Origin of the sequence: Aeromonas sp. S12(2024), assembly GCF_041402305.1 — a bacterium.
GTDB lineage: Bacteria > Pseudomonadota > Gammaproteobacteria > Enterobacterales > Aeromonadaceae > Aeromonas > Aeromonas veronii.
In genome coordinates, this window is sequence record NZ_JBGLRB010000011.1 from 1 (window position 1) to 17705 (window position 17705).

14 protein-coding genes are annotated in these 17705 nt (G+C 55.0%); all 14 read right to left on the reverse strand.

The window, feature by feature from the left end; translation table 11 throughout:
* Positions 1-391 precede the first annotated feature (391 nt).
* The 14 genes from gmhB to rplJ all read right to left on the reverse strand — a co-directional run bounded on the left by gmhB (position 392) and on the right by rplJ (position 17602).
* Entirely contained in the window at positions 392-934 is a 543-nt protein-coding gene (gene gmhB, locus ACB035_RS11775) for a D-glycero-beta-D-manno-heptose 1,7-bisphosphate 7-phosphatase (protein WP_371167347.1), read from the reverse strand.
* A gap of 113 nt (positions 935-1047) precedes the next feature.
* Positions 1048-2232: an elongation factor Tu gene (gene tuf / locus ACB035_RS11780; RefSeq protein ID WP_005339879.1), complete on the reverse strand. Its 1185-nt coding sequence runs from the start codon at positions 2230-2232 to the stop codon at positions 1048-1050.
* A 54-nt stretch (positions 2233-2286) separates the two neighbouring features.
* On the reverse strand, positions 2287-4392 hold the full coding sequence (gene fusA / locus ACB035_RS11785) for an elongation factor G (RefSeq protein ID WP_021229318.1): 2106 nt from the start codon (positions 4390-4392) through the stop codon (positions 2287-2289).
* Positions 4393-4467: 75 nt separating this feature from the next.
* Complete coding sequence (gene rpsG / locus ACB035_RS11790; protein ID WP_005339911.1) at positions 4468-4938, reverse strand: 30S ribosomal protein S7; 471 nt, start codon at positions 4936-4938, stop codon at positions 4468-4470.
* A gap of 93 nt (positions 4939-5031) precedes the next feature.
* Entirely contained in the window at positions 5032-5406 is a 375-nt protein-coding gene (gene rpsL, locus ACB035_RS11795; RefSeq protein ID WP_005306278.1) for a 30S ribosomal protein S12, read from the reverse strand.
* Between the two features lie 182 nt (positions 5407-5588).
* The gene (gene tusB, locus ACB035_RS11800; RefSeq protein ID WP_005339909.1) at positions 5589-5867 is read right to left on the reverse strand and encodes a sulfurtransferase complex subunit TusB; all 279 of its coding nucleotides are present in this window, start codon (positions 5865-5867) and stop codon (positions 5589-5591) included.
* A gap of 7 nt (positions 5868-5874) precedes the next feature.
* Positions 5875-6234, reverse strand: a complete 360-nt coding sequence (gene tusC, locus ACB035_RS11805) for a sulfurtransferase complex subunit TusC (RefSeq protein ID WP_368152836.1) — start codon at positions 6232-6234, stop codon at positions 5875-5877.
* 8 nt (positions 6235-6242) lie between these two features.
* Positions 6243-6635: a sulfurtransferase complex subunit TusD gene (tusD, locus tag ACB035_RS11810; protein ID WP_042054810.1), complete on the reverse strand. Its 393-nt coding sequence runs from the start codon at positions 6633-6635 to the stop codon at positions 6243-6245.
* Positions 6636-6719: 84 nt separating this feature from the next.
* Positions 6720-7100 (reverse strand): RidA family protein, encoded by a 381-nt coding sequence (locus ACB035_RS11815; protein WP_005339904.1) that lies wholly within the window; start codon positions 7098-7100, stop codon positions 6720-6722.
* A gap of 24 nt (positions 7101-7124) precedes the next feature.
* Positions 7125-7841 carry a transcriptional regulator gene (locus ACB035_RS11820; protein WP_005339902.1) on the reverse strand — a complete coding sequence of 239 codons (717 nt, stop codon included), beginning with the start codon at positions 7839-7841 and terminating at the stop codon, positions 7125-7127.
* Between the two features lie 194 nt (positions 7842-8035).
* Positions 8036-12340, reverse strand: coding sequence for a DNA-directed RNA polymerase subunit beta' (rpoC, locus tag ACB035_RS11825; protein ID WP_371167348.1), 4305 nt, complete (start codon positions 12338-12340; stop codon positions 8036-8038).
* 91 nt (positions 12341-12431) lie between these two features.
* Complete coding sequence (gene rpoB / locus ACB035_RS11830) at positions 12432-16460, reverse strand: DNA-directed RNA polymerase subunit beta (protein ID WP_005339897.1); 4029 nt, start codon at positions 16458-16460, stop codon at positions 12432-12434.
* 224 nt (positions 16461-16684) lie between these two features.
* Positions 16685-17050, reverse strand: a complete 366-nt coding sequence (rplL, locus tag ACB035_RS11835) for a 50S ribosomal protein L7/L12 (RefSeq protein WP_005306304.1) — start codon at positions 17048-17050, stop codon at positions 16685-16687.
* A gap of 51 nt (positions 17051-17101) precedes the next feature.
* The gene (gene rplJ / locus ACB035_RS11840) at positions 17102-17602 is read right to left on the reverse strand and encodes a 50S ribosomal protein L10 (RefSeq protein ID WP_005339895.1); all 501 of its coding nucleotides are present in this window, start codon (positions 17600-17602) and stop codon (positions 17102-17104) included.
* Positions 17603-17705: the final 103 nt, after the last annotated feature.

The window sequence follows — 17705 nt, forward strand, 5'->3', positions numbered from 1 at the left end:
CGGCTCAATGAATTGCTGAAATAAACTGTTCGACTTCTTATTGCTAAGAAATCGTCTTGGTCACTTCACCAGACATTGAAAATCAAAAATTGTTTTTGATGTTCGATGCTGCGAGTGCCCACACAGATTGCTTGATTCAAATTGTTAAAGAGCGACGCAACAGTGTGTTGCTGCGGGAGTGGAATTCTACTCAACCGCCTTCTCGAGTCAAGCCTTATTTTCAAAGGCTTTTCGAGGTTACCGACTTGGCTTTCTGCGTTGCCGCTTGCCCTGTCGATGGAGGCGCATTATAGGGAACAGATTCTTTCTGGCAAGCAGATAATTGCAAAAAGATGGCTTTTGCTGTTTGTTCGCTCACAAAGCCACCAATTGGCATATTAAACCGGCGAAATCAGCGCACTGCAGGCACCGCAACAGCAAAATCGTGCAGATTGTCATAGAGAGCGTCGGCCAGCGCACTACCCGTTTCGGTCACCGGCTTGCCGGTTCTGACCATGATCTTGTGACCAACCCCGGCATTGATGGCAGCTTTCAGATCAGAGGGCTTGTCACCCACCATATAGGAACGACTCATGTCGATCCCCAGTTCCTGTTGCGCCAACAGCAGCATGCCTGGCTCCGGTTTGCGGCAATCACAGGGGGCGCCGTGATCCGGATGATGGGGGCAGAAGTAGATACCATCGAGATCCACATCCCGATCAGCCAGTGACCAATCCATCCATTCAGTCAGATTCATGAAGTCATCTTCACTGAAGTAGCCGCGGGCGATTCCGGACTGGTTAGTGACGACAACCAGCAGATAGCCTTTCTTTTTGAGGAGCTGCAGGGCGTCTATGACTCCGGGCAGAAAATGAAAATCATCGACCTGACTGACATAGCCAGTGTCTTCATTGATGACACCGTCACGATCCAGAAAAATGGCGGGGTTGCTCACGGAAACTACCTCTATCAATGGTTTTGCCCAGTATCTCACAGGCCATAAATAGCCCCAAAAATAAAAGGGGTGGCCGAAGCCACCCCTTTTCATGCTTGTATATAACGAATCGATTAGGCGATTACGCTAGCTACAACACCAGCACCTACGGTACGGCCACCTTCACGGATAGCGAAACGCAGGCCGTCGTCCATCGCGATCGGAGCAATCAGGGTAACAACCATTTTGATGTTGTCGCCCGGCATTACCATCTCTACGCCTTCCGGCAGCTCGATGGTACCGGTCACGTCGGTAGTACGGAAGTAGAACTGCGGACGGTAGCCTTTGAAGAACGGGGTATGACGACCACCTTCTTCTTTGGACAGTACGTACACTTCAGATTCGAACTTGGTGTGCGGCTTGATAGAACCCGGCTTGGCCAGTACCTGACCACGCTCTACGTCTTCACGCTTAACACCACGCAGCAGCGCGCCGATGTTCTCGCCTGCACGACCTTCGTCCAGCAGCTTGCGGAACATTTCTACACCGGTACAGGTGGTAGAAACGGTATCTTTGATACCAACGATTTCTACAGTCTCACCTACTTTAACGATACCGCGCTCTACACGACCGGTAACTACGGTACCACGGCCAGCGATAGAGAATACGTCTTCGATAGGCATCAGGAACGGCTGGTCAATCGCGCGCTCCGGCTCCGGGATGTAGGTATCCAGGTGGCCAGCCAGCTCGATGATCTTCTCTTCCCACTGAGCGTCGCCTTCCAGCGCTTTCAGTGCGGAACCACGAACTACCGGCAGGTCATCACCCGGGAAGTCGTACTCGGTCAGCAGTTCACGAACTTCCATCTCAACCAGTTCGAGCAGCTCTTCGTCATCAACCATGTCACACTTGTTCATGAACACGATCATGTACGGGATACCAACCTGACGACCCAGCAGGATGTGCTCACGAGTCTGCGGCATCGGGCCGTCAGTCGCTGCTACTACCAGGATCGCGCCGTCCATCTGGGCAGCACCGGTGATCATGTTTTTAACGTAGTCGGCGTGACCCGGGCAATCTACGTGGGCGTAGTGACGGGTAGCGGTGTCGTATTCTACGTGGGAGGTGTTGATGGTGATACCACGCTCACGCTCTTCCGGTGCCTTGTCGATCTGGTCGAAGGCGAAAGCTTTACCACCGAAGTGCTTGGCCAGCACGTTGGTGATAGCTGCAGTCAGGGTGGTTTTACCGTGGTCAACGTGGCCGATGGTGCCGACGTTTACGTGCGGTTTATTACGCTCAAATTTTTCTTTAGACACGACGTAGTCCTTCTAGGTTAAACCCGCCTACCGTCGTAGGCGGGGAATCTTAAATTACTTGGATTTGCGCTCTTCGATCACGGCTTGTGCAACGTTGGTCGGTGCATCGTGATACTTGGCGAATTCCATGGCGTAGGAAGCACGACCCTGGGTAGCGGAACGCAGTGCAGTTGCATAACCGAACATTTCGGCCAGCGGCACCAGAGCACGTACGATCTTGCCGGACGGACCATCTTCCATACCTTCGATCAGGCCACGACGACGGTTCAGGTCACCGATAACATCGCCCATGTAATCTTCCGGAGTTTCAACTTCTACTTTCATGATCGGTTCGAGCAGAACCGGGTTGGCTTTCATGAAGCCAGCCTTAAAGGCCATGGAAGCAGCGATTTTGAACGCCAGTTCGGAAGAGTCGACATCGTGGTAAGAACCGAAGTGCAGACGCACACCCAGATCCATAACCGGGTAACCAGCCAGCGGACCAGATTTGAGCTGCTCACGGATACCTTTATCAACACCCGGGATGAATTCACCAGGAATGACACCACCTTTGATGTCGTTGACGAATTCGTAGGCTTTGCCTTCTTCCAGCGGGTACATGTCGATAACAACATGACCGTACTGACCGCGACCACCAGACTGCTTGGCATGCTTGCCTTCGATGTCTTTAACGGTGGTACGGATGGTTTCACGGTAGGCAACCTGCGGCTTACCTACGTTGGCTTCAACCTTGAACTCGCGACGCATACGGTCAACGATGATGTCCAGGTGCAGCTCACCCATACCAGCGATGATGGTTTGACCTGACTCTTCGTCAGTCCATACGCGGAAGGACGGATCTTCCTGAGCCAGACGGCCCAGTGCCAGGCCCATCTTCTCCTGGTCAGCCTTGGTTTTCGGCTCAACCGCGATAGAAATTACCGGCTCCGGGAATTCCATACGCTCGAGGATGATCGGTGCGTTCGGGTCACACAGGGTGTCACCAGTGGTCACGTCTTTCAGACCGATGGCAGCAGCGATGTCACCAGCGCGTACTTCTTTGATCTCTTCACGCTTGTTGGCATGCATCTGAACGATACGGCCAAAACGCTCGCGCTTGTCCTTGACGGAGTTCAGCACGGTGTCACCGGAGTTGATCACGCCAGAGTAGACACGGAAGAAGGTCAGGTTACCAACGAACGGGTCGGTAGCGATCTTGAACGCCAGAGCAGAGAACGGCTCGTCATCAGAAGCGTGACGCTCGTCTTTGGTCTCGCCGTCCATTTTCAGGCCGTCGATAGCAGCAACGTCGGTCGGAGCCGGCAGGTACTCAATCACGGCATCCAGCATTGCCTGTACGCCCTTGTTCTTGAACGCGGAGCCACAGGTTACCAGGATGATTTCGTTGTTCAGCACGCGCTGACGCAGAGCACCTTTGATCTCTTCCTCGGTCAGCTCTTCGCCGCCCAGGTATTTTTCCATCAGGTCTTCAGACGCTTCAGCAGCGGCTTCAACCAGATTCATGCGCATTTCTTGCGCCTGTTCCAGCAACTCGGCCGGGACGTCTTCGTAATCGAAGGATACGCCCTGATCAGCTTCATTCCAGTTGATGGCTTTCATCTTGACCAGGTCAACAACGCCCTTGAAGTTCTCTTCAGAGCCGATGTTCAGCTGAAGGGGAACCGGAGTACCTTTCAGACGGGTCTTGATGTGCTCAACGCAGCGCAGGAAGTTGGCGCCGGTACGGTCCATCTTGTTGACGAACGCGATACGGGGAACCTTGTACTTGTTAGCCTGACGCCATACGGTTTCAGACTGTGGCTGTACGCCACCTACGGCACAGTACACCATCACGGCACCGTCCAGAACACGCATTGAACGCTCTACTTCGATAGTAAAGTCAACGTGGCCCGGGGTATCGATGATGTTGATACGGTGCGGTTGGAACTGTTTACCCATACCGGACCAGAAAGCGGTGGTCGCGGCTGAGGTGATGGTGATACCACGCTCTTGTTCCTGTTCCATCCAGTCCATGGTGGCAGCGCCATCGTGAACTTCACCGATCTTGTGACTTACACCGGTGTAAAACAGTACACGCTCGGTAGTAGTAGTCTTACCGGCGTCAATGTGAGCGGAGATACCGATGTTACGATAACGCTCAATGGGGGTTGTACGAGCCATTGTCATCCTCTTACTAAGGCGCTTGTCCCTAGATAATTAAAGGTGCGCAGAGTCAAAAGACCCTGCGCAAGCGGATTACCAGCGGAAGTGAGCGAAGGCTTTGTTCGCTTCAGCCATACGGTGAACGTCTTCACGTTTCTTGACAGACGAACCCTTATTGTCAGCGGCATCCAGCAGCTCGCCAGCCAGACGCTGAGCCATTGATTTTTCACCACGTTTACGAGCGGCATCAACCAACCAGCGCATTGCCAGGGCATTGCGACGTACCGGACGAACTTCTACCGGCACCTGATAGGTTGCACCACCGACGCGACGAGATTTAACCTCGACCGCCGGACGAATGTTATCCAGAGCTTCTTCGAATACGGCCAGGTGCTCTTTGCCAGATTTGGTGGCAATGATGTCCAGGGCGCCATAAACAATGGCTTCTGCAACAGATTTCTTACCGTCAACCATTACTACGTTGACAAATTTAGCCAGCAGCTCTGATCCGAACTTGGGATCTGGCAGGATTTTACGCTGACCAACAACACGACGTCTTGGCATTTCAAATTCTCCGTAACTTCAGGGATTACCCAAAACTAGAAAGCTATCTAACTAGAAACGAATTAACGTTTGGCCTTACTTAACGGAGAACCATTAAGCTTTAGGACGCTTCACGCCATACTTGGAGCGAGCCTGCTTACGGTCTTTAACACCGGCACAGTCCAACGCACCACGAACGGTGTGATAACGAACACCTGGCAAGTCTTTTACACGACCGCCACGGATCAGAACAACAGAGTGCTCTTGCAGGTTGTGACCTTCACCACCGATGTAGGAGGTGACTTCGAAGCCGTTGGTCAGACGTACACGGCACACTTTACGCAGTGCAGAGTTAGGCTTCTTCGGGGTGGTGGTATATACACGAGTGCATACGCCACGCTTCTGAGGGCACGCTTCCAGCGCCGGCACGTTGCTTTTCACAACGAGCTTGATGCGTGGCTTGCGAACCAACTGGTTAATAGTTGCCATCAAAAGGCTCCTGATAATGACTTCATAAACGTGTGGAAAATCCTCCCCGCAGATACGGGGACGCGAAATTTTATGCCCTGTTGTCTGGGGAGTCAAGATTTATACAATTTGCGTCACAAAAGGGCAATTCGGATCCGTTTGATTTCACGACATCATCTTGAATTTTCTTGGAAATGTGCTTCTCAGCCACCCCAGGTGCGCGGGGAACCTTTTTGCGCAATCAGTGCCACCAGACCCGCCATATCGAGCACATTACCCACCCGATGCTGCAAACCGCGAGCTTGCAGATCTTCCTGCATCACATAAAGCGGGATACCCGCCAGCCGCGCGCTCCACTGGGGAGCCGATGCCGCAATCACGGCATCCTGCATCAGTACCAGCTCATCCTCGGGCTGAAGGTATGAGAGCGCCTCTGCCAGAGCCTGACTCTGAAAAGGGGAGTTCAATATCAGATGCAACATGGAGACCTCAAAAGCTGATGTGAGTCGAACATTGTGCCCAGCGCCGAGCCAGTTCCTGGCGCGGTAGACTCTCGACGGGGATCAGCAGATCATCCACAGTCACGCCACGCTCTGCCAGCGAGTCAGCACAAACATAGACCTCTTCGATGTCGTAGAGTTCCAGCATCTTGAAGGTAGGTGCGTAGTGGCGCTGTAAAATGGCGGCAGGCTGCTGCTCCTTGAGCAGTTGCAGCACACCGTCCCCAATCAGGAAGAGCGCCAGCTCATCGCTCATGGCCGAGGTGGCCAACAAGGCATCCAGTCCTTCCCGGCCGGCGGCATGGCCATGGGGGCCACGACTGCAGATAAAGGCGATTTTCTTGCTCATGACTCCCCCTAAAACTGAACCAGTCGATCGGCGGTGAGCGCCGCCTCGGCCAACTGGCCCAGACCGCTCAGACAAAATGGCGCTTGCAGATTGAAGTGTACCTGCCCTGCCCCCTTGGCTTCCTGTTCATCGAGCACACCGCGTCGCATGGCAGCGGCGACGCAGACGTCGATACGGATCCCCTGCTCTGCTGCCAGCTCTCGCCACAGACGCACCAGGTCAGTCTCATCGGATGCAGGCAGATGCAAACCGTTGCCGTTGCAGACCCCGTCCTGATAGAAGAACAGGTGGGACAAGGTATGCCCCTGTGCCAACAGGGTGCGGGCAAAACGATAGGCTGTGCTGGCCGATTGGGTGCCATAGGCGGGCCCCGTGACCAGGATGGCAAAACTCAGACTCATAGCAGGACTCCTGTGCTGACCCGGTCCATTTTACGCCAAAAACAAAAAAGCCCCTGCCAGGAGGGGCTTGATTCGATCTGTTGATCAGAGATGGGCAATCGCCTCGACCTCGACCAGCACATCTTTCGGCAGACGGGCCACCTCCACGCAGGAGCGGGCTGGCGCTGCATCGCCAAAGTAGCGGGCATAGACCTGGTTGAAGGCAACGAAGTTGTTCATGTCGCTCAGGAAGCAGGTGGTTTTGACCACTTTGCTGGCATCGGCACCGGCAGCGTGCAACACGGCAACCAGGTTCTTCATCACCCGTTCGGCCTGCTCTTCAATGCCGCCAGCCACGATTTCCATGGTGGCAGGATCGAGCGGGATCTGCCCGGAGGTGAAGATCATCTCGCCAACCTTGGTAGCCTGAACATACGGACCAATCGCGGCAGGCGCCTTGTCGGTTGCAATCACTTCTTTAGCCATTCATCTATCCCCTTCTGGAATGAGTTACTCGTTCTCGTCTTCACCCTGCTTGCGCTGTCGGATGTAAAGATAAACGGTATGTTTTGAAATATTGAGTTTGTCAGCCACCAGATTGATCGAATCCTTGATATCGAAAATGCCCTTCTCGAACAGCTGGGTCACGATGAAGCGATTCTTGGCATTGTTGGCCACGGTGGGATCGCGATTGATCTCGTCGATGGTGTTATCCACCGTCTGGGCAACCAGCTCTTCCACGCTGTTGGCAAAGGTCTCTGGTGACTGGCGCGCCGCCTGCTGGGGCGTCGGGAAAAATTCGGCAACGAACTCGTGGAAAGGCGCATTGATGTGCAGGTTGATGCAGATAAGCCCCACAACTTGCCGCTCGCTGTTGCGAATGGCGATGGTGCTCGACTTCATCAGCGCGCCGGTACGGCTGCGAGCGAAATAGCTCTGGGTGTAATCCTGGCCGGTGCTCTCGATGTCCTTGAGCATGCGCAGGGCGAGATCGGTGATGGGCGCCCCGAGGGTGCGTCCGGTATTGAAGCCGTTGGCGATCTTGATCACCGACTCGTGCAGATTTTCCAGGGAGTGGAGTACCACTTCACAATGCTTGCCGAACAGCTCGGCCAAACCATCGATGAGCCCATCGTATGAGCGCAACAATTCCCTGTCTTCATCTGTAAAAGTGCGGCTGATCAGCTGTTCTTCGGGAAGCATGGCTTCCTCGATACCGACAGTCATGTTCTACCCCTGTAATAACCATTCAACTTTCCCGAGTTTTAAATTGCAGGGGAGTAAAGTCAACTTTTTTTGATTTTTTACTCTACAACTTTGCTCTGGATCATCCTGAAACCCGCGCTGCGTCTACCTTTGCCGAGGAATTGGCCAACAAAAAGGGCTCCTTGAAGGAGCCCTTTTTAATCACGGATGACGAGTTACTCTTCGTCGAAGCTACCGGCTGCGTTCAGCAGATCCGCCAGGTTCTGCTCCGCTTCATCAGCGGTCACCTGCGGGGTACCAACAGCACGAGCTGCGGCGGCACGCTGGTTGATCCGGCTGTGGTGGTAGGCAAAGCCGGTACCAGCCGGGATCAGACGACCCACGATGACGTTCTCTTTCAGACCACGCAGTTCATCACGCTTGCCACCTACGGCGGCTTCGGTCAGAACGCGAGTGGTTTCCTGGAAGGAAGCCGCGGAGATGAAGGACTCGGTGCTCAGAGATGCCTTGGTAATACCCATCAGTACATGACGGTAGGTCGCAGGGGTCTTGCCCTCGGCAACCAGCTTACGGTTGGCAATCTTCACACGAGCCACTTCAACCTGTTCGCCTTCGATCAGATCGGTATCGCCAGCGCTCAGGATCTCGCACTTGCGCAGCATCTGACGAACGATGACTTCGATGTGCTTGTCGTTGATCTTAACGCCTTGCAGACGGTAAACGTCCTGCACTTCGTTGGCGATGTAGTTGGCGACCGGGCTGATACCGCGCAGACGCAGGATGTCGTGAGCAGACTCAGGACCGTCCGCCAGCACTTCACCCTTCTCAACTTTTTCACCTTCGAACACGTTCAGGTTACGCCACTTCGGAATCATCTCTTCGTAGACGTTGCCACCATCGGTCGGGGTGATGACCAGACGGCGTTTGCCCTTGGTCTCTTTCCCGAAGGAGATGGTACCGGAGATCTCGGCCAGAATTGCCGGTTCCTTCGGTTGACGTGCTTCGAACAGATCCGCAACGCGCGGCAAACCACCGGTGATGTCCTTGGTACCGCCGGACTCTTGCGGGATACGCGCTACCGCGTCACCCACGCCCACGTTGGCACCATCTTCCAGGTTCACGATCGCCTTGCCCGGCAGGAAGTACTGGGCGGCTACATCGGTACCCGGGATCATCACATCTTTGCCGTTCAGGTCGACCAGTTTAACGGTCGGACGCATCTCTTTACCGGCGCTCGGACGCTCGTTGACGTCCAGTACGACGATAGAAGAGAGACCGGTCAGCTCGTCGGTCTGACGAGTGATGGTCACGCCATCGATCATGTGTTCGAACTGCAGGCGACCTGCCACTTCGGTGATGATCGGGTGGGTGTGCGGATCCCAATTGGCAACGGTCTCGCCAGCACTCACGGCCTGGCCGTCCTTCACTTCCAGCACGGAACCGTAAGGCAGCTTGTGGCTTTCCTTGGTACGGCCCATGTCGTCCATGATGGTCAGTTCGGTAGAACGTGAGGTGATAACCAGTTTGTCATCGCTGTTGTGAACGAACTTGGCGTTCTGCAGCTTGATGGTACCGGTGTTCTTGACCTGGATGCTGCTTTCAGCAGCGGCACGAGATGCAGCACCACCGATGTGGAAAGTACGCATCGTCAGCTGGGTACCCGGTTCACCGATGGACTGGGCGGCGATAACACCGACAGCCTCACCCTTGTTAACCAAGTGACCACGGGCCAGATCACGGCCGTAGCAGTGAGCACAGTTACCGAAGTCAGTTTCACAGGTGATGGCAGAACGCACCTTCACACGGTCAACGGAGTTGCGTTCCAGCAGGTCACACAGCTGCTCGTCGAGCAGGGTGTTGCGAGCAACCAGGATCTCGTCCTCGGTACCCGGCTTGATGACATCTTCTGCCACCACACGACCCAGCACGCGCTCACGCAGCGGCTCGACCACGTCGCCACCCTCGATCAGCGGAGTCATCCACAGACCGTCGGTAGTGCCGCAATCGTCCTCGGTGATCACCATGTCTTGCGCCACGTCTACCAGACGACGAGTCAGGTAACCGGAGTTCGCAGTCTTCAGTGCAGTATCCGCCAGACCCTTACGAGCACCGTGGGTAGAGATAAAGTACTGCAGTACGTTCAGACCTTCTCGGAAGTTCGCGATGATCGGGGTCTCGATGATGGAGCCATCCGGCTTGGCCATCAGGCCACGCATACCGGCCAGCTGACGGATCTGGGCGGCGGAACCACGCGCACCAGAGTCGGCCATCATAAAGATGCTGTTGAACGAGGCCTGCTCTTCTTCTTCACCCAGCGAGTTGACGTTACGCTCTTTGGACAAGTTCTCCATCATGGCCTTGGAGACGCGCTCGTTGGCGCTGGCCCAGATATCGATAACCTTGTTGTAACGCTCGCCCGCAGTTACCAGACCTGACAGGAACTGGTCCTGGATCTCGGCAACTTCGGCTTCGGCTGCTGCGATGATGTCTTTCTTGGCATCCGGGATGACCATGTCATCGATACCAACGGAAGCACCGGACAGGGCCGCGTAGTGGAAACCGGTATACATCAGCTGGTCAGCGAAGATAACGGTGTCCTTCAGGCCCTGCTTGCGATAGCAGGTGTTCAGCAGACGGGAGATGAGCTTTTTGCCCAGCGCCTTGTTGGATACGCACTTGATCCAGTTCTGCGGATTGGCATCCAGATCAGCCTGTTCTGCAGCAGTCAGCACCTTCGGCTCGTCGATCAGGGCGTATTCCATGCCTTTCGGCAGGATCAGGCTCAGGATCGCACGACCAACGGTGGTGTTCTTCATCTCGGTCTTGGCAACCAGTTCACCGGCTTCGTTCTTCACGTACTCGGTGATGCGGCACTTGACGCGAGCATGCAGGTCGGCCAGACCGGCGCGATATACTTTCTCGGCTTCTTTCGGGCCGGCCAGCACCATACCTTCGCCTTTGGCGTTGATACGGGCACGGGTCATGTAGTAGAGACCCAAGACCACGTCCTGAGAAGGAACGATGATCGGCTCACCGGATGCAGGCGACAGGATGTTGTTGGTAGACATCATCAGCGCACGCGCTTCCAGCTGGGCTTCCAGGGTCAGCGGTACGTGAACAGCCATCTGGTCACCATCGAAGTCCGCGTTATACGCAGCACAAACCAGCGGGTGCAGCTGGATTGCCTTGCCTTCGACCAGAGTCGGTTCGAATGCCTGGATACCCAGACGGTGCAGAGTCGGTGCACGGTTCAGCAGAACCGGGTGTTCGCGGATCACTTCGTCCAGGATATCCCAAACGACAGCTTCCTCGCGCTCCACCATCTTCTTGGCGGCCTTGATCGTGGTCGCCAGACCGCGGGTTTCCAGCTTGCCATAGATGAACGGCTTGAACAGTTCCAGCGCCATCTTCTTCGGCAGACCGCACTGATGCAGACGCAGAGTAGGGCCTACGGTGATAACGGAACGACCGGAGTAGTCGACACGCTTACCGAGCAAGTTCTGACGGAAACGACCCTGCTTACCCTTGATCATGTCGGCCAGGGATTTCAGCGGGCGCTTGTTGGAACCGGTGATGGCACGACCGCGACGGCCGTTATCCAGCAGCGCATCGACGGACTCTTGCAACATACGCTTTTCGTTGCGCACGATGATGTCCGGAGCCGCCAGATCCAGCAGACGCTTCAAGCGGTTGTTACGGTTGATCACGCGACGGTACAGATCGTTCAGATCGGAAGTCGCGAAACGGCCGCCGTCCAGCGGTACCAGCGGACGCAGGTCCGGCGGCAGCACAGGCAGCACTGTCATGATCATCCACTCCGGCTTGTTGCCGGACTGCAGGAAAGCTTCCATCAGCTTCAGACGCTTGGTGGTCTTCTTGCGCTTGGTCTCGGAGTTGGTTTGATCCAGCTCCTCACGCATGGTTTTGACTTCACCTTCCAGATCGATAGCGCGCAGCAATGCCAGGATTGCTTCGGCACCCATCTTGGCGTCAAATTCGTCGCCCCACTCTTCCAGCGCATCCAGGTACTGCTCTTCAGAGAGCATCTGGCTGCGTTCGAGGTTGGTCATGCCCGGCTCGATTACGACGAAAGATTCGAAGTAGAGCACGCGCTCGATGTCGCGCAGGGTCATGTCCAGCAGCAGACCGATACGGGACGGCAGGGACTTCAGGAACCAGATGTGGGCAGTCGGGCTGGCCAGCTCGATGTGGCCCATACGCTCACGACGGACCTTGGTCTGGGTCACTTCAACGCCGCACTTCTCACAGATCACACCACGGTGTTTCAGGCGCTTGTACTTGCCGCACAGACACTCGTAGTCCTTCACCGGTCCGAAGATACGGGCGCAGAACAGACCATCACGCTCCGGCTTGAAAGTCCGGTAGTTGATGGTCTCAGGCTTTTTGACCTCACCGAATGACCAGGAGCGGATCATGTCAGGAGAGGCCAGACCGATCTTGATACTGTCAAACTCTTCGGTCTTGGTCTGAGCCTTCAAAAACTTGAGTAAGTCTTTCACGTGTTTCCCCTGTCAGGAGTCTAACCTCGGCGCCCCGGCTGCCAAAACAGCGGGGCGCCCACGTCAATTCTCGAACAATAAGAGCGAGCTCTTACTCTTCGTCCAGCTCGATGTTGATACCCAGAGAGCGGATTTCCTTCAGCAATACGTTGAAGGATTCGGGCATGCCCGGCTCCATACGGTGGTCGCCATCCACGATGTTCTTATACATCTTGGTACGGCCATTCACATCGTCAGACTTGACGGTCAGCATTTCCTGCAGGGTATATGCCGCACCGTAAGCCTCCAGGGCCCACACTTCCATCTCACCGAAACGCTGACCACCGAACTGAGCCTTACCACCCAGCGGCTGCTGGGTAACCAAGCTGTAAGAACCGGTAGAACGCGCGTGCATCTTGTCGTCGACCAAGTGGTTCAGCTTGAGCATGTACATGTAACCAACGGTTACTTTACGCTCGAAGCGGTTACCGGTACGGCCATCAAACAGATCAATCTGACCGGACTCCGGCAGATCAGCCAGCTTCAGCAGGGCTTTGATTTCGCGCTCTTTGGCACCATCAAAGACCGGAGTAGCAACCGGCAGACCCTTACGCAGGTTACCCACCAGGGTACGTACGTCGTCGTCAGACAGTTCGGCGATGTTCACTTGCTGGGTGTCCTTCTCGCCCAGGTCATAGACCTGTTGCAGGAAGTTGCGCATCTCGTGCAGCTCGCGCTGCTCTTTGACCATGCGATCGATCTTCTCGCCGATACCCTTGGCCGCAAGGCCCAGGTGCACTTCGAGGATCTGACCGATGTTCATACGGGATGGTACGCCCAACGGGTTCAGTACGATGTCGACCGGACGGCCGAACTCGTCATGAGGCATATCCTCGACCGGACAGATCTTGGAGATAACACCCTTGTTACCGTGACGGCCCGCCATCTTGTCACCCGGCTGGATGCGACGCTTGACTGCCAGATAAACCTTGACGATTTTCAGTACGCCCGGTGCCAGATCATCACCCTGGATAATCTTGCGACGCTTGTTCTCGAATTTCTTGTCGAACTCGGCTTTCAGCTCAACGTGCTGTTCAGCGATCTGTTCCAGTTCGGTCTGCTTGCCTTCGTCTTCGATGGCCAGTTCAAACCACTTGGAGCGATCGAGCTTGTTCAGACGATCTTCGCTGTAACCGGCGGCCAGCAGCAGGTTGCGGGAGCGGCCGAAAATGCCGTCTTCCAGGATCTTGAACTCTTCGGTCAAGTCCTTCTTCGCTTCCTTCAGCTGCATCTCTTCGATTTCTTTGGCGCGCTTGTCTTTTTCCACGCCATCGCGGGTAAAGACTTGCACGTCAACCACGGTACCGTACACACCGTTCGGTACACGCAGGGAGGAGTCCTTCACATCGGACGCCTTCTCACCGAAGATGGCGCGCAGCAGCTTCTCTTCCGGCGTCAGCTGGGTTTCACCTTTCGGGGTTACCTTACCGACCAGAATGTCGCCGCCCTTCACTTCGGCACCCACATAGACGATACCGGACTCGTCCAGCTTGGACAGAGCGGCCTCACCCACGTTCGGGATGTCAGCAGTGATCTCTTCCGGACCCAGCTTGGTGTCACGGGAGATACAGGCCAGTTCCTGGATATGGATGGTGGTCAGGCGATCTTCCTGAACAACACGCTCGTTCACCAGGATCGAGTCTTCAAAGTTGTAACCGTTCCACGGCATGAAAGCGACGCGCATGTTCTGACCCAGTGCCAGTTCACCCAGATCGGTGGACGGGCCGTCAGCCAGTACGTCGCCAGCCATCACCGGCTCACCCAACATCACGCAAGGACGCTGGTTGATACAGGTGTTCTGGTTGGAACGGGTGTATTTGGTCAGGTTGTAGATGTCGATACCGGCTTCGCCTGGCATCAGCTCATCTTCATTGACCTTCAGGACGATACGGGAGGCATCGACATAGTCGATTACGCCGCCACGCTTGGCTACTACGGTTACACCGGAGTCAACGGCCACAGCGCGTTCCATACCAGTACCTACCAGCGGCTTGTCAGCACGCAGAGTCGGTACAGCCTGACGTTGCATGTTTGAACCCATCAATGCGCGGTTCGCGTCATCGTGTTCCAGGAACGGGATCAGAGCGGCTGCCACAGATACGATCTGCTGCGGGCTCACGTCCATATACTGGATCTGGTCGGCGTTCATAAAGGTGGATTCACCTTTGTGACGGCACGGGATCAATTCATCTTTCAGACGGCCATCTTCGGTGGTCGCGGCGTTAGCCTGTGCGATCACGTACTTGCCTTCTTCAATAGCAGACAGGTAGTCCACTTCGTCGGTGATCACACCGTCAATGACCTTGCGGTACGGGGTCTCGAGGAAACCGTACTCGTTGGTACGAGAGTACACGGACAGAGAGTTGATCAGACCGATGTTCGGACCTTCAGGAGTCTCGATAGGGCACAGACGACCGTAGTGGGTCGGGTGTACGTCTCGGACTTCAAAGCCGGCACGCTCACGAGTCAAACCGCCCGGGCCCAGCGCGGAGATACGACGCTTGTGGGTCACTTCGGAGAGCGGGTTGTTCTGGTCCATAAACTGGGACAGCTGGCTGGAACCAAAGAACTCTTTGACTGCGGCGGAGATCGGCTTGGCGTTGATCAGATCCTGCGGCATCAGGGTGTCCAGGTCGCCCAGGGAGAGACGCTCCTTGACCGCACGCTCGACACGCACCAGACCGACGCGGAACTGGTTTTCAGCCATTTCACCGACAGAACGGATACGACGGTTACCCAAGTGGTCGATATCGTCCACTTCGTCGTTACCGTTACGGATGTCGATCAGGCGCTTCATCACATCGACGATGTCGTCTTTGGTCAGCACACCCGCGCCAGTCTCGTCTTCACGACCCAGACGGCGGTTGAACTTCATCCGACCTACGGTAGACAGGTCGTAACGCTCGGCGGAGAAGAACAGGTTTTCGAACAGCTGTTCTGCAGCTTCGCGAGTAGGCGGCTCGCCCGGACGCATCATGCGATAGATCTCGACCAGCGCTTCCAAACGGTTGGAGCTGGAGTCGACACGCAGGGTCTCGGACATGTAAGCACCGTGATCCAGTTCGTTGGTGAACAGAACCTCGAAATGCTTGAAGCCGGCTTGGGACAGGTTGGCGATCGCTTCCAGGCTCAACGCCTGGTTGGCGGTCACGACCATCTCGCCAGTTTGCGGATGTGCGTAGTCCTTGGCAGCAACTTTGCCAACAACATACTCAACCGGTACCTCAATCTGGGTAACGGCGTCTTTTTCCAACTGACGGATGTGACGCGCAGTCACACGACGACCGGTCTCAACCACCACGGCGCCATTGGCCACGATGTCAAAGGTCGCAGTTTCACCACGCAGACGCTCCGGCACCAGATCCATCATCAACTTGCCATCTTTTACTTCAAAACCGATGGTCTCGAAGAAGGTGGCCAGGATTTGTTCGGAAGTGAAGTCCAGGGCGCGCAGAATAATGGATGCTGGCAGTTTGCGACGACGGTCGATACGGACAAACAGGTTGTCTTTCGCATCGAACTCGAAGTCCAGCCAGGAGCCACGGTAGGGGATAACGCGAGCGTTATACAGTACCTTACCGGATGAATGAGTTTTGCCTTTATCGTGGTCGAAGAAGACGCCCGGGCTGCGGTGCAGCTGGGAGACGATAACCCGCTCGGTACCATTGATAACAAAGGTGCCGTTCTCGGTCATGAGCGGAATTTCGCCCATGTATACTTCTTGTTCCTTGATGTCTTTGACGGTGCCGGCAGCTGCTTCACGGTCGTACAGAACCATACGAAGCTTGACACGCAGCGGCGCGGAGTAGGTCACTCCACGGATCTGGCATTCTTTTACGTCAAATACCGGCTCACCCAGGCGATAGCTGACATACTGAAGCTCAGCACTACCGGAGTAACTGGTGATCGGGAAAACGCTACGGAAAGCGGCCTCTAGGCCATATTCACCTTCCGGGTCAGCCTCGATGAACTGCTTGAAGGAGTCCAGCTGAATGGACAACAGATAAGGCGTGTCCAGTACCTGGTCTCGCTTACCGAAGTCCTTACGAATGCGTTTTTTTTCGGTATAAGAGTAAACCATAGGGTTCCTCAGCTCGCTGATAAGTGACCCACTCTGTCCCGCGGGACAGCTCTGTCTCAACACCGTTTTGTGTTGGCCCGGACGAAAGAAGACAGTCCGGATTGCTGGTGCACCGAGAGTCGTAAACGGTGTGAAATGCTCTCAGTCTACAGCGCAAAAAGGCTGGTGAACAAAAATTCACCAGCCCTAGCCTGTTTTATCAGGCTAATCTACATAAATGCAGATTATTTGATCTCAACAGAAGCACCGGCAGCTTCCAGCTCTTTCTTCAGAGCTTCAGCTTCGTCCTTGGACACGCCTTCCTTCAGGTTAGCCGGAGCAGCTTCTACCAGGTCTTTGGCTTCTTTCAGGCCCAGACCGGTAGCGCCACGAACGGCTTTGATAACGGCAACTTTGTTGGCGCCAGCAGCAGTCAGAACTACGTCGAACTCGGTCTTCTCTTCTACTGCTTCAGCAGCAGCCGGGCCAGCCATTACGGCAGCAGCGGCAGAAACACCGAACTTCTCTTCCATAGCTTCGATCAGCTCAACAACTTCCATTACGGACATGGAAGCAACGGCTTCGATGATTTGGTCTTTAGTGATAGACATGACAAAAATTCCTGATGTTGAATAAACTCAAACAGCCTAAATAGGCGAGAATCAAGCAGCAGCTTGTTTCTGGTCGCGAACAGCAGCGATAGTACGAACCAGCTTGCCAGCAGAGGCTTCTTTCATAGTCGCCATCAACTTCGCAATTGCTTCTTCGTAAGTCGGCAGCGTGGCCAGACGATCAATTTGTGCTGCGGCGATAAACTCACCGTTAAAAGCGCCAGCCTTGATTTCGAACTTTTGGTTCGCTTTGGCAAACTCTTTGAACAGACGAGCAGCAGCGCCCGGGTGTTCGTTAGAGAAAGCAATCAAGGTAGGACCGGTAAATGCGTCGTTCAGGCACTCGTATTCGGTACCTTCTACCGCGCGACGCAGCAGGGTGTTACGCACAACGCGCATGTACACACCGGCTTCACGAGCGGTTTTACGCAGGACGGTCATCTTGTCTACAGTTACACCGCGAGAATCGGCAACAACTGCAGAAAGAGCGCCTTTGGCAGCTTCGTTGACTTCAGCAACAATTGCCTTTTTGTCTTCGAGTCCCAATGCCATTGGCTTAACTCCTGGATTGAATCCGGGTCTATTGACCCAGTACTGACACATCCCCCCTACCTTTACAACAGAGGGGAACGATGCGGTAGCAGGATTCCAGAAG

Bases quoted from the DNA above. Each gene is read 5' to 3' on its own strand.
- rpsL (WP_005306278.1), bottom strand. From the start codon at position 5,406: ATGGCAACTATTAACCAGTTGGTTCGCAAGCCACGCATCAAGCTCGTT.
- ACB035_RS11815 (WP_005339904.1), bottom strand. From the start codon at position 7,100: ATGGCTAAAGAAGTGATTGCAACCGACAAGGCGCCTGCCGCGATTGGT.
- rplJ (WP_005339895.1), bottom strand. From the start codon at position 17,602: ATGGCATTGGGACTCGAAGACAAAAAGGCAATTGTTGCTGAAGTCAAC.
- rpoB (WP_005339897.1), bottom strand. From the start codon at position 16,460: ATGGTTTACTCTTATACCGAAAAAAAACGCATTCGTAAGGACTTCGGT.
- fusA (WP_021229318.1), bottom strand. From the start codon at position 4,392: ATGGCTCGTACAACCCCCATTGAGCGTTATCGTAACATCGGTATCTCC.
- tusC (WP_368152836.1), bottom strand. From the start codon at position 6,234: ATGAGCAAGAAAATCGCCTTTATCTGCAGTCGTGGCCCCCATGGCCAT.
- tusB (WP_005339909.1), bottom strand. From the start codon at position 5,867: ATGTTGCATCTGATATTGAACTCCCCTTTTCAGAGTCAGGCTCTGGCA.
- tusD (WP_042054810.1), bottom strand. From the start codon at position 6,635: ATGAGTCTGAGTTTTGCCATCCTGGTCACGGGGCCCGCCTATGGCACC.
- ACB035_RS11820 (WP_005339902.1), bottom strand. From the start codon at position 7,841: ATGACTGTCGGTATCGAGGAAGCCATGCTTCCCGAAGAACAGCTGATC.
- rpsG (WP_005339911.1), bottom strand. From the start codon at position 4,938: ATGCCAAGACGTCGTGTTGTTGGTCAGCGTAAAATCCTGCCAGATCCC.
- rplL (WP_005306304.1), bottom strand. From the start codon at position 17,050: ATGTCTATCACTAAAGACCAAATCATCGAAGCCGTTGCTTCCATGTCC.